Annotated in this window: 11 protein-coding genes; 1 reads left to right on the forward strand and 10 read right to left on the reverse strand. The window is 53.4% G+C overall.

Annotated features, from left to right (window positions below; genetic code table 11):
* Positions 1–51 precede the first annotated feature (51 nt).
* The 10 genes from HQN87_RS21660 to HQN87_RS21705 all read right to left on the reverse strand — a co-directional run bounded on the left by HQN87_RS21660 (position 52) and on the right by HQN87_RS21705 (position 15,165).
* On the reverse strand, positions 52–1,572 hold the full coding sequence (locus HQN87_RS21660) for a response regulator (protein WP_173137557.1): 1,521 nt from the start codon (positions 1,570–1,572) through the stop codon (positions 52–54).
* Complete coding sequence (locus HQN87_RS21665; protein WP_173137559.1) at positions 1,565–3,373, reverse strand: sensor histidine kinase; 1,809 nt, start codon at positions 3,371–3,373, stop codon at positions 1,565–1,567. Before HQN87_RS21665 ends, HQN87_RS21660 begins: the two co-directional genes overlap by 8 nt.
* Before the next feature lie 23 nt (positions 3,374–3,396).
* Positions 3,397–4,929, reverse strand: a complete 1,533-nt coding sequence (locus HQN87_RS21670) for a response regulator transcription factor (protein ID WP_173137561.1) — start codon at positions 4,927–4,929, stop codon at positions 3,397–3,399.
* Positions 4,930–5,059: 130 nt separating this feature from the next.
* Positions 5,060–5,971, reverse strand: coding sequence for a carbohydrate ABC transporter permease (locus tag HQN87_RS21675; RefSeq protein WP_173137563.1), 912 nt, complete (start codon positions 5,969–5,971; stop codon positions 5,060–5,062).
* Between the two features lie 14 nt (positions 5,972–5,985).
* Positions 5,986–6,972, reverse strand: coding sequence for an ABC transporter permease (locus tag HQN87_RS21680; protein WP_173137565.1), 987 nt, complete (start codon positions 6,970–6,972; stop codon positions 5,986–5,988).
* 111 nt (positions 6,973–7,083) lie between these two features.
* Positions 7,084–8,763 carry a type 2 periplasmic-binding domain-containing protein gene (locus tag HQN87_RS21685; RefSeq protein ID WP_173137567.1) on the reverse strand — a complete coding sequence of 560 codons (1,680 nt, stop codon included), beginning with the start codon at positions 8,761–8,763 and terminating at the stop codon, positions 7,084–7,086.
* Between the two features lie 1,086 nt (positions 8,764–9,849).
* The gene (locus HQN87_RS21690) at positions 9,850–12,087 is read right to left on the reverse strand and encodes a glycoside hydrolase family 95 protein (RefSeq protein WP_436836485.1); all 2,238 of its coding nucleotides are present in this window, start codon (positions 12,085–12,087) and stop codon (positions 9,850–9,852) included.
* Positions 12,088–12,117: 30 nt separating this feature from the next.
* Positions 12,118–13,137: a zinc-binding alcohol dehydrogenase family protein gene (locus HQN87_RS21695; protein ID WP_173137570.1), complete on the reverse strand. Its 1,020-nt coding sequence runs from the start codon at positions 13,135–13,137 to the stop codon at positions 12,118–12,120.
* Positions 13,137–14,096, reverse strand: coding sequence for an aldo/keto reductase (locus HQN87_RS21700; protein ID WP_173137572.1), 960 nt, complete (start codon positions 14,094–14,096; stop codon positions 13,137–13,139). Before HQN87_RS21700 ends, HQN87_RS21695 begins: the two co-directional genes overlap by 1 nt.
* 229 nt (positions 14,097–14,325) lie before the next feature.
* Positions 14,326–15,165 (reverse strand): amidohydrolase family protein, encoded by an 840-nt coding sequence (locus HQN87_RS21705; protein ID WP_173137575.1) that lies wholly within the window; start codon positions 15,163–15,165, stop codon positions 14,326–14,328.
* Positions 15,166–15,296: 131 nt separating this feature from the next.
* On the opposite strand from HQN87_RS21705, the gene HQN87_RS21710 reads away from it, so the two are divergent.
* A complete protein-coding gene (locus HQN87_RS21710) occupies positions 15,297–16,166 on the forward strand; it encodes an AraC family transcriptional regulator (protein ID WP_173137577.1) in 870 nt (289 codons plus the stop codon).
* Positions 16,167–16,169: the final 3 nt, after the last annotated feature.

A 16,169-nucleotide genomic window follows, 5' to 3' on the forward strand; every position in this document is an offset into this window, starting at 1 on the left:
GTTTACCATCACCATAGTAAAGACTTGGACCCTAATAAATAAATGGATACCCTAGCCTTGTTCAGATTGGGCCTGTTCCCGGAATGCCACCGGCTTAAGTGCCGTCCGCTTCTCGAACTCTCTCAGGAAATGATGATAGTGCACATACCCCACACTCTCCACAATACTTCTGACGGTGTCGTGAGTTTCAATTAACCGCTTCTTGGCTGCTTCTATGCGCAGATTGTGAATGTACTCCAGAATGCTGATCCCGTGCTTTTTGATGAAGGCCTGACCCAGGTACACCGGATTGATATAGAAATGCTCGGCAACCTCTTTGACAGTCAAATGCCTGGAATAATGATCCCTCAAGAAGCATTCTACGCGGATAAGCGGGTGCTCGGAGTTACGTTCCTTGTGCTGCCGGATAGAATTCATACAGGTTATAAGTGCGCTCTGCAGGGTGGCCTGCAGGGATTCCAGCGATTTGGGCTCCGTTCGGAAAAAATCCAGCGAGCCGATCCACGGATCATCCGCTCCGCCGAATTCCTTCAGCAGCTCCATGCTTCTCAGCATGATATCCATGCTCGTCATCTGCACGACTCCCGGATCTGTCCGGTTCTCCTTGAACATGCTGAACATCTCGTTCAGCTTCTCCAGAACCTTCTGCTCATTCAGCCGTTCCACAGCGCTGATCATTTCCTCAATCAACTCCGTGGCCGGGAGATTGTAATTCACCTGACCCTCGCCTTCGATAGCCGAATCCAGCGGACCATAGCCGCCCGAATAGAAATAATGGCGGGCCGCAGCTCCTGCCGCTTCCCTGTAGGAGACAGGCAGCTCGCGCAGGGACCGCACACTTGGCCCGATGCTGACGGAGCCCTTCACGCCGATGCGGGTCAGCCCGGCGTATAGCTGCTCCGCCAGCCCGGCCGCCCCGGCCGAGCTCTCCACCACCAGTCCGGCCTGGTCGCCGGGCAGGTCAATGAACAGGGCACCTGCCGGTCCGGCCAGCTCCCGGCACAGCTCTGTGATAGTGCTGCTATGGCCCTCCACATGCAGATACGTCCAGCCCGTGACGGTCTCATCCAGACGGTCCATCTGCTCGGCCGCCTCCTCTTCAGGCTCGGCCCAGTGACCCTCAAGCATACGCGCAATCGCGAGCGGCAGCAGCCGGCTCTCCAGCATACTCTGCTGCATCCTCTGCTTAACGCGCAGCTCCAGCTCATCCGTAATGTCTGTAAGTATTTTATCCCACTCGGCCTCAACGACCGGCTTCAGCAGATAGTGTCTTACCCCGTAACGAATGGCCGTTCTGGCATATTCAAATTCACCGTAGCCGCTGAGCACGATGAAGATCGGCTGCTCCATCTGCAGGCTGCGCACGCGCCCTATCAGCTCCAGCCCGTCAATCTCGGGCATACGAATATCGGTAATCACCAGATCCGGCGAGTTGTGAATAATCGCAGCCAGCGCTTCTTCCCCATTCTCACAGGCTCCGCAGATTTCGAAGCCCAGCTCCTCCCAATCCGTCTGCGTCCGTAATCCTTCTAATGCAATGATTTCATCATCGGCAAGTACCACTTTATACATGAGATCCCTCCCCTATTGGAACCAGGCTCAAGTCCTCAGGAATCCGGATGGTAATGACCGTCTGTTCATATTCGGTGCTCTCAATGTTGAACACGGCTCTGCCGTCAAAGTACAACATCAAACGTTTATACACATTGCGAAGCCCGACATTTTGCCCGGAATCCTGCTCCGTCTCCAGATGGGACCTGATCCATTCCAGCTTCTCCTTCTCGATTCCCTTGCCATTGTCCGTCACTACGATCACGAGACCTGCATCATCCCTCGCAGCGGACACATGAATTTCCCTTGCCCATTTGACCGACTGCAGGCCATGCTTGCAGGAATTCTCCACCAGTGCCTGTATACTCATCTTGGGAATCCGGCAGTTCAGCACCTCCGGCTCAATATCCAGCACATATGAGAACCGGTTCTGGAAGCGGAACTTCTCAATCTGCAGATACATCTCGATAAAAGAGACTTCTTCCTCGACAGTAATAAGGTCATCCTTCCAGCTTAACAGCCTGCGCATAATCAGCGCCAGATTGCGGATGACATCCGTCACTTGTTCATACTTATATTTCTTGCAAATGACCAATATGGCATTCAGCGTATTGAAGAGGAAGTGGGGGTCTACCTGGCTCTCCAGATATTTCAGCTCCGCCCGTACCCGTTCAAGCTCCAGGTCCTTCTTCTGAATCTCCAGCTTATAGACATCATTGATCAGATTGCGGATTTTCCCGGTCATGAGATTGAAGCTGCGGATCAGTCCGCCAATCTCATCCTTACCCTCATACATATCAATGCTCTCGAACTGTTCATATTTGACCAGCTTCATGTGCTTGTACAGCAGTCTAACCCGCAGATTATAGGATCTTATAATGACAATCATGAGCAGGGTAGGGAGGATGATGGTCAAAAGGGCAAGAATGAGCGACAGCCGGAGTGCCCGGCTCATCTCGGAATTGGGCTCCCGGCCTTCCGGCGTGCCGACCAGCCGCCAGCCCTTGGTATAGACTGCACTGCTGAGCGTACGGACAATCTGCTTGGATGGCTGATCCAGGCTCATGTCAGCATTCAGCAGGGCATTGGCATCCATTGAGTAGAAGGAACGCCCCGAGGCCAGCACGATCCGGTTCTTCTCATCCAGCAGCTTGAAGTCCAGATAATCACGCTCCTTCTGGAACAGCTCCTGCACACTGTTCAGCCGCAGATCAATCCGCAAATACTTATCATAGGGCTGGCCCGTAAAGTTATCCAGCTTGCGGATCAGGCTGACGAACACCTCCTGCTGCGGCGGATTCAGCGGATTGGTTCCCTGATAAGAGGTCAGCAGTACCTTGTCTGCGCTGCCGGCTATCCGGCGGTACCATTCACTCTGCTTATCCTTCTCCGACAGAATGAAATAGCTGCTGCCATTCTGGATCGTCGGATTGGACGTATAGACGCCCATCCAGTGAATATAGGAGTGCAGATTGCTGTACTGCAGCAGCTTGTCCTTGAGAAAATCGTTATAGGCATCATAATAAGCCTCATTATCCGGGTAGGCGTAATCCATCATCTCCATATAGGGGCGGTCGGCGGCCACCGTATTGCTGATCGCCACACATTCATTCACGATCTGCATCAGATCATAGACCACCCGGTCTACCGAAATCCCCAGATTCTCCCGCTCCCGTACTTCCACGTTGCGGCTGATCTGTACATAAAAAAGGGCGTTGATACTAAGTATGGGGACGAGAACACACAGTAAGTAGATAAACAAAAACTTGTATTTGAGCGGAATATCATTGATGAAGGCAGACGGCTTCCGTGTATGCTTCATGCAAGTCCCCTCCTCCCCCTGATTTAGCTCTTCTTGTATACGGAAGGCGTAACGCCGTTAAGCGCCTTGAACTTGGCAGCGAACACATCCGCGTCCGAATAGCCTACTCTGCATGAGATATCGGTAATCCCCATATCGGTCCGGCGCAGCAGCTTCTTAGCCTCCTCAATGCGGAATTCATGGAGATAGTCGTTAAAAGAGCTGCCGTAGTGCTTCTTGAACCGTTGTCCCAGGTAAGCGGAATTCACATGCAGATGCTTCGCAATATCCTGCAGCTTCAGCTTCTCCTGATAATGTCCGCGGACATACTCTATCGCAGCGGACACCATCTGATCCTCCTGCCTGCCGTCAGCCGCAGCAGCGAACCACTGCGCAGCCTCGCACAGCTCCTCCTCCGTCTGCCGCTCCAGCAGGGGCAGACAGCTGGCTGTATACCGGGACGGGAACCATTTCTTCACCCACTCGTCATAGTCTCCCCCTCTGGCGGTAATTTCACGAAGCAGCTCTGCTTTGATATTGGCCAGAAAGGCATCAATCCAGGAGCTTGAAGCAGCCTCTGCCGAGAAAATCCTGAACACACCGCCAAGCTGCTCACTCAGGTGCTCAAGCTTCCCCTCAGTGACGGATTGCAGCAGCGATCTTCTCAGCTCTGCCGGAAGCAGCGCCATCTGAGTCTTATCCTGTCTCCCGGAGATATCGGCTGTCTCGCCGCCGGAAGCCTCCGGCCTGCATAGTTCAGCAGCCAGCGCTTCCTGGTAAGCCGTGTTCAGCGCTTCCGGTCCTTGATGCTGACAGCTTACCGTGAAGCAGACGGGAGTGCTGTACAACGGCCGTATCTCATCCATCCAGCTTGCGAGCATATCCGGGTCAAGCGCCGGTCCTGCCTGCGGGGATACGAGCAAATAGCCATGCTTCCCGCTTCCTGCCGTGAACGGATAGACCTTCAGGCTGCGCAGCGGCTCCTTCCCGTGCATGGCGGTAACCTGCTCACGCAGGTGAAGGCTGTCCGGCGCTGCTCCATGGACCAGTATACAGGATATCCGCGAGACGGGGGAGATTCCAAGACTCTTCAGCCCCTCCTCCCGCTCCTCATCCGTGTTCTCCCGCATCAGGAGCCGGGATACGAGATCCGCCTGCATCAGCGCCGACAGCGCTTCGCGCCGCGAAGACACCTTGCGCTCCATATGGATCTGGCCCGTTACCATCTGCAGCGCCTCCGTCAGCTCCTGCTCATCCAGCGGTTTGGTCAAATAGTTGGATACTCCGTATTTAAGCGCCCGCTTGGCATATTCAAAGTCGGCATAGCCGCTGAAAATAATAAACTTGGGCCGGTAATCGCTTTCAGAAGCTCTCCTGATCAGTTCAAGGCCGTCGATGACCGGCATACGCACATCGGTTATCACCAGATCAGGACGGGTGCTGTGAATCAGCTCCAGCGCATCCTCCCCGTCCAGAGCTTCACCGCACACCTCAAAGTTTAATTTCTCCCAGTCTACCAGGAAGCGCAGCCCTTCCAGCATAAGCGGCTCATCATCGGCAAACAGTACCTTAAGCATTGGATCACCCTCTTAATTTAAGTATTTTGAGTTCTGCAACGCTCACCAGTATGGAACAGGAGAAACCGCTTCGGCTGCACCCGAAACGGTTATAGTATCCATATTTACCTTATATAATTCTATATGACAATTATTCTTTTACACTTCCCAGGTTCAATCCTACCACGAAATACTTCTGCAAGAAAGGGTAGACGAACAGAATCGGAACAGCGGTCACGATCGTAATCGCGGAACGCATGGAAGCCGGAGTCACCAGCGACTGTACCTGATTGTTCTGACCTCCTGCAAGCATCGAAGGATCATTGTTCGCACTCATGATCGAGCCCAGCATCTTCATCATTTCATATTGCAGGGTGCTCAGCTTGATATCCGAAGAAGCATAGAGGAACGTGTCAAACCAGGAGTTCCACGAGCCCACGGCGATGAACAAAGCAACCGTTGCCAGTACCGGCGTACACAGCGGGAAGATGATTTTCCAGAAAATCCGGAATTCCCCCGCCCCGTCAATCTTCGCCGATTCAGTCAGACTGAACGGAAGACCGCGGATATACGTCCGCATGATAATCAGGTTGAACGCGCTGACCAGACTTGGAAGGATATAGACCATGAAGTTATGCAGCAGGCCCATATTCTTGATCAGGAAGTAGTTCGGAATCAGCCCGGCATTGAAATACATGGTCAGGATGAACAGCAGGCCGATCTTTTTGCGGAAAATATATTGCGGCTGCGCCAGTGCATACGCAAGCATCGTCGTAAGGAATACACCGAACACCGTTGAGATTATAGTACGGGATACCGAGATAAATGCGGCATGATAGATCGTTCCGGATATAAAGACCGCCCGGTAATTCTCCAGCGTCCATTCGCGGGGCCAGAGATAGATTCCGCCTGCAAGCGTGTCACTGCCGTCATTGAAGGATACCGCCAGCGTCTGGAGGAACGGATAGAGCGTGACAGTAACCACAAAGAGCATAAATATCGTGTTGAATGTATGAAAAACAACCGGCTCAATCCGGCCTGAACCTTTGGTCACAGCTTTCATATGGGCTTCCTCCTCTATAGTAATCGCTCTTCGCCGAGGCGTTTTGCGACATTGTTTGCGATGAGTACGAGAATGACACTGACAATCGTTTTGAAGATCCCCGCCGCTGTAGCCAGAGAGTAGTTACCCATGGCCAGACCATACTTCACTACAAAGATATCAATCGTTTGTGAGTAGTCCACAGTAAGTCCGTTGCCCAGCAAATATTGAAGCTCGAAGCCGGCATCCAGAATATGTCCAATGTTCATAATCAGCAAAATCACGAAGGTAGCTTTAATTCCCGGAAGCGTGATATAACGCATCTTTTGAAAACGCTTGGCGCCGTCAATGGACGCTGCCTCATACAGGGAAGGATCAATGGAGGTAATGGCAGCCAGATAGATGATCGTACCCCAGCCCACCTCTTTCCACACGTTCGACGCCCCGATAATTCCCCAGAAGTATTTCCCTTCACTGAGCCACATAATCGGTTCTTGAATCAGGTGAAGCTTCATTAAGACGACATTGACAATCCCGCCATCAATGGAGAGCGAAGTGGAGACAATCCCTGCTGCGATAACCATGGACAGAAAGTGCGGCAGATAGGAAATGGACTGAACCGCACGCTTGAAGAACTTGAGCTTAATCTCATTCAGCAGCAGAGCCAGACCAATAGCGGTAACCGTACCAAGTACAAGGTTAATAAAACTCATGGCAATGGTGTTGCGCAGTACCAGCAGAAAGGTATCATCGGAAAATAAGAATTTGAACTGCTGCAGGCCTACCCATTCCTGCTGGCCGAAGGACACCGCCGGGCGGTAATTCTGAAAGGCCATGAGCCAGCCCCAAATGGGAACATAGTTGAAGATAATCAGATATAGTGCGATGGGCACAGACATGAAAATAAGCTGTTTTTGTGTTTTCAGTGTTTTCCAGCTGAGTTCCACACCGATTTCCGGATCGATTTTGCTTTTTCGGGTCTTTGGTTTTTTGACCTGTTTGTCCAGTACGGCATCAGACATGTTGTATTCCCTCCTGTAAAAGTCATTCTCTCCAAGTTGTCCTATTCACGCAGTCCTATTTAGGAAGAGCGGGAAATCGCATTTCCCGCTCCTGTTTCTATATGGAATGGTTTATTTAACGCTCCATTTTTCGATGCGCTGCTGGATGCCTTCATTCATCCGGTCTTCATAGGCCTTGATGTCCAGCTTGTGAATTCTGTCCACATAATCCTGCCATACGCCCTCGAACTCTGCAGGACTGGCCATAATGGCTTTTGGCAAATATTTAATCATGAGGTCATTCAGCTTAGACTGTGCGAGCTGGGCTGGTGAACCATCTTTAAGCACGATGGAATACGCCGGGAAGTAGATATTGTTCTCTTTCGGTTCCTTGAAGAATTCGGACCAGGATTTCTTGTTGTACGCCTTCAGAATCTTCTGGTCGTAAGGCTTCAGGCTGTCGAAGAATTCCTGAGGCTGTGTACCGGCATCTGCTGCATTACCGTCGCTGTACGTGCCTTGAATCTTAGGCATGTAACCGAACATCCCTGAGATTTTGTTAGCAACCTGCCAGCTGGTCTGCTCTGCATTATTCCGTTGCTCAGGCGTACGGTAGAAGGAGCCGTCTGCATTCACTTCATAATCTTCGCCTTTCACGCCCCATTGAAGCGTCTTCTGCCAATCCTCGGTAATCATCTTATCCCAGAATTTGATAATGCGGACAGGGTCCTTGGCATTGATCGAGATTCCGAATCCGCGGTTGGTGCCGACCGCTCCGCGGTCACGATACCATTCTTCTGCGCCCGGATAGAGCAGAGGGAAACCGATATACGTATTTTCCAGCTTGCCTTGGGAGATCAGGGATTTCTCGCCGTCCTGAAAGTTCCAGTGCTGGTCGAACATTCCGATGACCTTACCGCTTGCAACCTTGGCCAGATACTGGTCATAGTTTTGTACGAAGGCTTCTTTGTCCATCAAGCCTTGAGCGTTGATATCATTAAGCTTCTTGTAGTACGTCTTGGACATATCCTTGTCGGCAAAAATCTGTGCTACGTTGTTATCTACAACAACGGCCCCGTCATTCGGATGTCCCGACAGATGCTCTGGGGGATTCTGCAGCGGGAACACGCGCCAGTCGAAGTTGAGTGATTCGAATCCGATCATCTCCGGGTGTTTTTCTTTATATTTGGCAATGATATCGAAATACTCATCCAGGGTCTTTGGAGTAGGGTAGCCCATTTCCTCAAGCACGCCTTTTTGCAGCCAGAAGCCTGGTCCCTGGTAAGTAGGTTCGGTAATTTTACCTTGATAGACGCCATAGCTTGGCAGTACGTAGATGTGGCCGTCACTCTCATCCTTGATCTGGTTCCAGACATCACCATAATGCTTCTTCAGGTTGGGAGCGTACTTCTCAATCAGATCCTCAAGCGGAATGTAAGCCTTGGCATTGATTAATTTGTCGTCGCCCGACAGGATGTCCGGATAGTCGCCACCGGCGATCATGACACCCAGCTTCTGCTGCAGGTCACCGACCAGGAATTCCATATTGAAACTGATACCGGTTTTGTCTTTAATCTGTTTCAGAATCTTATTGTCAGGTGTTGGCTGTTGTCCGGGACCGTTCATAAATATCGAGAATGTTACGGGTGCAGTGTCGTCTCCGGCTGCTGCCGGACTGGCATTTCCCCCAGTGGCGCTATTCTTGCCTCCGGTGTTAGTGTTGTTGCCTGATCCACAGCCTGTAAGTGCCAGTGTGAGTGCTAGTACACCGGCCGCAGCGGCCTTTGCTGAACGTTTTGCCGTTTTGTGCATGTTATTATGCCTCCCCTTTTTGGCTAATCGCTTATGTTTATAACATCTCCTGGTGACATCTCTAATTATACTTTTTGAGAATGCGCTTACAATTCATAAACTATAGTACTTCCCCCCCGAAAATTCGATTAAAAGAAAACGCTTGCTTGTTTCGCGGCATCCGAATTGCCGTTATTCTGTAGGGGAGCTGGCCGGATTGATGCGCCGCTCCCGGTATCTAACCTGACCTTATGTACCGCTCGCGGTTGCGCGGCTGCCGACCGCTTTCGGCGGAATGAGGTGCACTTTTGCTCCTCCTCCTTGGTTGCCGCCCGCTTTCGGCGGAATGTGGTGCACTTTTGCTCCTCCTCCTTGGCTGCCGACCGCTTTCGGCGGAACGAGGTGCACTTTTGCTCCTCCTCCTTGGCTGCCGACCGCTTTCGGCGGAACGAGGTGCACTTTTGCTCCTCCTTTTCGGCTGCCTACCGCTTTCGGCGGACCCAGAGGGATTTATCCCTTTCATTTCAACGTATCGCCCACTTCCAGCCAACTCAGAGGGATTTATCCCTTTCATTTCTGCATATTGCCCACTTCCAGCCGATTCAGAGGGATTTATCCCTTTCATTCCAGCATATCCCCTACTTCCAGCTAACTCAGAGGGATTTATCCCTTTCATTTCCGCGTATCGCCTACTCCCAACCAACTCAAAGGGATTTATCCCTTTCACTCCAGCGTATCGCCTACTTCCAGCTAACTCAGAGGGACTTATCCCTTTCATTTCCGCGCATCGCCCACTTTCGGCCGCCATCCCCACTCTCCATCTCCGCGCCAACTTCGGATGAGTCTACTTTATAAGCAGAATTTCCCCACAACCGCAGAAAAGGATTGGCGCAAATGCGCCAATCCCAAGCACAATCTTCTATAACCATCCACTCTGCCAGCGTCCAGTTTCTTCAATATTCTATAACCATCCACTCGCCAGCTTACAATTTCCGTAATCCTCTAGAATCATCCACTCTGGAGGCTTTCCAGTTTGGGTGCAGTCTTCTGTAGGCTTACATTCGTAATCCTCCATAACCTTCTACCCTCTCAGCTTCCGCTTCATGCTTACCCGGTAAACGTATAAGAGCTTCCCGCTTCGCCGGTGAACGAAATAGAATCCAGGCCCGGGCCTTCGATCCGGCAAGGGCCGGATACGGTACATGATACCACCGCTTCTGTAACGAGTCCATCGGCCCAGGTGAAGTCGAGGGTATAGCCGCCTCTTGCCCGCAGACCCTTGACGCTGCCCTCGCTCCAGCTTGCAGGCAGCGCGGGCAGCAGTCTGAGGCTATCCGTGTGACTCTGCAGCAGCATCTCGGCAATTCCCGCGGTTCCCCCGAAATTCCCGTCAATCTGGAACGGCGGATGGTTGTCGAACAGATTAGGCAGGGTCGAATGCTCCAGCAAGGCCCGTACATTCGTGTAGGCTTTGCTCTCATCCTGTAGTCTGGCCCAGAAGTTAATGATCCAGGCCCGGCTCCAGCCGGTATGTCCGCCGCCGCTTGCAAGTCTGCGCTCCAGCGTAGTCCGGGCTGCTGCTGCCAGCTCCGGCGTATGCTCCACTGTGAAGGAGTCCCCAGGATACAAAGCGAACAGATGGGAGATATGGCGGTGTCCCGGCTCCACCTCTTCGTAATCCTCCATCCACTCCTGAATCTGGCCGTATTTCCCGATTTGCGGTCCAGGCAGCCGGTCCAGCGCAGAGAGCAGTTCTTCGCGGAACGACTCATCCCGGCCGATAATCTCCGCACTGCGGACAACGGCCTTGAACAACGCTTCAATAATCTGGAAGTCCATGGAGGCCCCGGCGCACAGAACGCCCGATTCCCCGCCGGGCAGCTGATACGTATTCTCCGGGGAGACGGACGGACAGGTAATCAGCCGCCCAACCTCATCCTCTATCAGGTAATCCAGCAGGAACTGCGCAGCTTCCTTCATGGTATCATACGCCTGCGCCAGATAATAATGATCCTGGCTGAACTGGTAATGCTCCCACAGATGCAGGCATAACCAGGCCGCGCCCAGCGGCCAGAAGGACGCCGACATATAGGTATCCTGCGGAGCGGTATCTGCCCAGATGTCCGTATTATGATGCGCTGTGAAGCCTCCACAGCCGTACATTACCCTGGCCGTCACCCGTCCCGGCTCCCGCAGCCGTTCGATCAAATCGAACAGCGGCTCATGGCATTCCGCCAGATTGCAGATTTCAGCAGGCCAGTAGTTCATTTGCGCATTGATATTGATCGTGAATTTGCTGTCCCAGGCCGGGGTGAAGCTGTCATTCCAGATTCCCTGCAGATTCGCTGGCAGAGAACCCGGACGGCTGGAGGAGATCAGCAAATAACGGCCATACTGGAAATAGGTGGTGATCAGCCCGTGATCCTCCTCCCCCTGCTGAAACCGCTTCAGACGTTCGCCGGTCGACAGACCGTGTAGCTGCGGGTTCCCGGGAAGCGTCAACGCAACCCGCCCGTACAGGCCGCGGTAATCCGCAATATGACGGGCCAGCAGCTCTTCATAGGAGACCCGGCTCAGTTCTTCAAGCTGCCTCTTGGCATGCAGCACCGGATCGGGATGGCGGAATGTAGTTCCTGCGGCAAGCAGCAGCGTAACCGAGCTGGCCCCCTCCACAAGCAAATATTCTCCGATGTTGCGGCAGGTGCCATCTTCCGTAACTGCCTTCAATACGGCAGCGAAGGAGCTGCCTCCCCGGCCTCCACATTCTCCGCCCATCACCAGTCCGCTGTCCTGCCACTTCTCCGTCTTTTCCAGCATTCTCCAGTTCTGGCGGTTGAACCTGGCCTTCAGGGAGATTGCGTTCTTCCGGTCGGAGGTCAAGCGAACCACTATGGCCTGATCCGGGAAGCTCGCAAACAGCTCACGGGTATACCGGACGCCTCCGGTTGTATAGCTCACCCGGGATACGCCGCGCTCCAAATCAAGCTCCCGTCTATAATCCGCAGCCGGCTGCTCATGCCCGCCGAACGACAGCAGCAGCTCGCCCAGCGGCAGGTAATGGCGCTGCGCTTCCGGCATTCCTGCCATTGACATCGCGGCGAGTTCCTCCGCCTCCTTCAGCTTGCCCTCAAGAATCAGCTTGCGGAGCTTGGGCAGATGAGGCAGCGCGTCTTCGTTGTTGCGGTCACGCGGACCTCCGTACCATACGGAATCCTCATTAAGCTGCAGCTTCTCCTCGGCTACCCTGCCGAAGATCATGGCTCCGAGCCGCCCGTTGCCGATCGGCAGCGCCTCATTCCATTCCTTCGCCGGTTCACTGTACCATAACCGCTGGCTCTGTTCCATGCTTGTCATCGCTATTCCGCCCCTTCGTATTTAATCCAGCTCTACCAGTGCCTTGATTACCTTGGACTCCGGATTCAGCCAGCTCTCGAACTGGCCGGTCATATCCCCGAATGAGCAGCGGTGGGAAATATAGCTCTCCACATCAATATAACCGTCAGTAATGGCCCGAATCACCTGTTCAAAATCCTCCCGGGTCGCATTTCTGCTCCCTTGCACAGTCATTTCCCGCGCATGGAAATCCGGATCATTAAAGGTTATATTCCCTTTGACCAAGCCGACATAAGTCAATGTTCCTCCATGGCCAACCAGGCCGAAGGCCCCCTCCATCGAGGAGATATTGCCGGTGGAATCAATGACATAAGGCAGGAAGTTGCCTTCTGTCAGCCCGGATAGCTGCTCCTTCGGTTCACGCAGGGCACTCACGGTATGCTCCGCCTGCGCCCAGCCCTTGCAGAATTCCAGGCGTTCGTCGTTGACATCCATCGCGATCACCTTCGCACCGGCATATCTGGCCATTGCCATCACTCCCAGTCCGATAGGACCGGCTCCGATCACCAGTACTTGATCGCCTGATCCCAGCCCCGAGCGCCGGACGGCATGTGCACCGATCGCCAGGGGCTCCAGCATAGCCGCCTGATCCAGCGTCAGTCCGTCTGTCTTCAATAGATTGCCTACAGGCAAGCTTACCCGCTCCCGCATACCGCCGTCCAAATGAACGCCGAACACTCTCATTTTCTGACAACAGTTCGTTTTGCCGCTCAGACAGGCCCGGCACTCTCCGCAATGAAGATATGGAATCACACTTACCTGATCACCGGCCCGCAGCCCTTGCGGGTTGTCGCCAATGCGCTCAATCGTCCCGGACAGCTCATGCCCAAGCACACGCGGATAAGTGAAATAAGGCTGATTGCCCCGGTAGGCATGCAGGTCTGTGCCGCAGATTCCGATCCGCCGGATGCTTACAATGGCTTCTCCGTCCTGAAGCTCCGGTTCGGGCAGATCCTCCCGGTATACGAACTTTCCGATCTCCTCACAAATAATTCCCTTCATTATAAGCGCTCCCCGTTCCGGCCTTGTGCCACGTTCCACTCCGGCAGGCCGCTCGGCCAGGTTGCCCCGTCGATAGGCTTCAGAATGTCCCTTACTTCGGCCAGTAATTGTTCATCCATCGGCTCATCCGTCCATCTAATGTTGTTGCGGATATTCTCCGGTGTCGCGGTGCTTACGAGGGTTGTCGGAATCTGTTCATTCGCTGTAGAGAACTGGACCGCCAGCTTGGCAATGTCCTCTCCCTTGTCCCGACAATATTCGGCGGCGCGCTGACATGCGGCTTGAATCTCCGCACTCGCCGGATGCCAGTCAGGCACTTTACGGTTGCTGAGCAGGCCCATGGAGATAGGCGAGGCATTGATTAGTCCCGTGCCGCGGCTCTCCAGCAGCGGAAGGAGCTGCAGCAGTGTGGTGTCATTCAGCGAATAGTGGCAGTAGGACAGGATGACATCCAGAGCGGTCCGCGACAACACGGTCTCGAAGATAGGAAGAGGCAGGCCGGTTACGCCGTAATAACGGATTTTGCCGGATTGCTTCAACTCCTCAAGCGCTGGAATTCCCTCTTCCATCACCTGCGCCAGAGAGCCGAATTCAATATCATGCAGCAGCAAAATATCCAAATAGTCCGTTCCCAGACGGCCCATACTCTCTTCAGCACTGCGGATAATCCGCTCTCTGGAGAAATCGAACTCATCCTGGCCGTAACGTCCGGCCTTCGTACTCAGGATGTAGCGGTCCCGCGGCACCGTCTGCAGCGCTTCTCCCAGAACGGTCTCCGCTTTGGTCAGGCCGTAATAGGGGGAGACGTCGATGAGGTTGATCCCCATATCAAGCGCTGTGTGAACCGTGCGGATGCCTTCTTCCTTGGGCACATCCCGGAACACGCTTCCCAGCGACGATGCCCCGTAGCTTAATACGGAGACATCCAGCCCTGTATTCCCCAGCTTTCTGTATTTCATAGCGTTCTACCTCCTGTAGTTTGATATTGCACTTAAGATTTGAACTTGAAGCTTCATCGTCACTACGGTGAACATTTGGACTTCCGGCCGCTGTTGTCCCCAGATTTCTTGATTTCGAACCGCTTCTAGCGGTATAAATCCGGTGACAAAGGCGGTCGCTACCGCTCCTACAGTTCCAAATTTCCCCTCCGCTTCTTTTGCTTTTTGTTTATTTCTTTAGTGCTTCTTACTATAGTGAATCCAACTTATAAAATCTCACCGCATTCGCTCCAAAAACCGGCTCCATCTCTTCCGGCGACAGCCGCTCTTGCAGGGCAGTGCGCAAGATCTGAAGCACCTCATCATAGGTTGCTGCCATCAGGCACACGGGCCAGTCGCTGCCGAACATCACCCGCTCCGGTCCGAACAGCTCCAGCACCGCATGGATATAAGCCGTGAAATCCTCCTGTGTCCAGCCCTCGGGAGTGGCTTCCGTTACCATCCCGGACAGCTTGCAGCAGATATTCGGATGCTTCGCAATCTCCGCCATCCGGCTTCGCCACGGCTCTAGTTGACCCGCTGCAATCGGAGGCTTGGCCAAATGGTCGATGACCCCTCTTAGACCCGGAACCCGATCCAGCAGCTCTATAAGCTGCGGAAGCTGATCTGCCAGAACCAACAGGTCAACGGGCAGATCCTCGTCCGCAAGGAATGAGAGCGCTTCTATATATGGACGGGTCAAAAGCAGGCCGGGGTCCTCCATCTCCTGGATCATCACGCGAAGACCGGCGAACTTGCGGTGCCCGCGAAGCTGCTGATATTGCTCCTTGAAGGACGGACCCGCAAGGTCCAGCCAGCCAATCACGCCCGCTATGGAATCCGCCTGCTCACTCAGTCCCAGGATGTATTCCGTCTCCTCCACGGTCGGCGCAGCCTGCACCACAATCGTGCGGTTAATCCCGTGCTTGTGCAAATGCGGTTCAAGGTCAACGGGCAGATAATCGCGGAACAGCACCGGAATGTCCGGCGTAATCCATCCGTAATCGTCCCTGTCTATCTTCCAGTAATGCTGATGAGCATCTATATACATCACAGCACCTCCATTCCACCTTATTTTATACATCCGATAAAGGAATAAAAATAGCTAAAACAAACAAAACTATACCTTATTTTGATATGATGAGGTTAAGAATTGATAGATTTGGCTAAGGAGGCCGCGTCATGGAACCGATCCGCAAGCATTTCGGCAACGAATTGCCGTTCACCCTGCTTCTGGACTATAAGGAGACCAAAAGCCCGCAGCGCGAGCTGCCTGACCATCAGCATGACTGGTACGAAATCATATACGTATACGGCGGCAAAGGAAGCTTTTTCATTGATCAGACCTTTTATGAAATGCGCCAGGGCGACGTTATCGTCGTTCCGGGAAACACGGTGCACCGGGGATTCCCTGACAACGAGGAGCCGGTGACCTCCTCCGCCGTATTTTTCAGCCCGGGTCTTATTCTTAACCAACCTTACAGTGAGTCCTATGCTTATCTGAAGCTGTTTGACGCTGCCAAGCAGAACAAGCAGTACAAGTATACCTTATCCCCTGAACACGCCGGAATTGTGCAAAATGATATTGACGCTATCCACAATGAACGGGAGCAGAACCGCACGGACGGCGGACAAGCCCTGACCCTGCTGCTCCATCTCACGCTGCTTCACTTGAACCGCTACTGCCTGCCGCAGACCGCCGGGCCGCTAACCTCAAACACCTTGCTGCCGGACTGGTTCCGTGAAGCACTCAGCTATATCAACGACCACCTGAATCAGCCGCTGGAGCTTAGCTCATTGGCAGGGCGGGCGGCGATCTCTCCGGCCCATTTCAGCCGGGTTTTCAAGCAGCGTCTGGGGATGAATGTGACGGATTATATTGCGACCAAACGGATTTTTGCCGCCAAGGACAGTCTGCTGCAATCAAGCGGCACCATTGAGCAGATCGCGATGGCCTGCGGCTTCGAGAGTATGCCCCATTTCTACCGTACGTTCAAAAAGATTACGACAGTGACCCCGGCCGCCTACCGGAGAAACAGCAGAACGCATTAAGCC

The sequence above is a fragment of the Paenibacillus tritici genome (assembly GCF_013204885.1).
In the GTDB taxonomy this organism is placed as follows: domain Bacteria; phylum Bacillota; class Bacilli; order Paenibacillales; family Paenibacillaceae; genus Paenibacillus_AQ; species Paenibacillus_AQ tritici.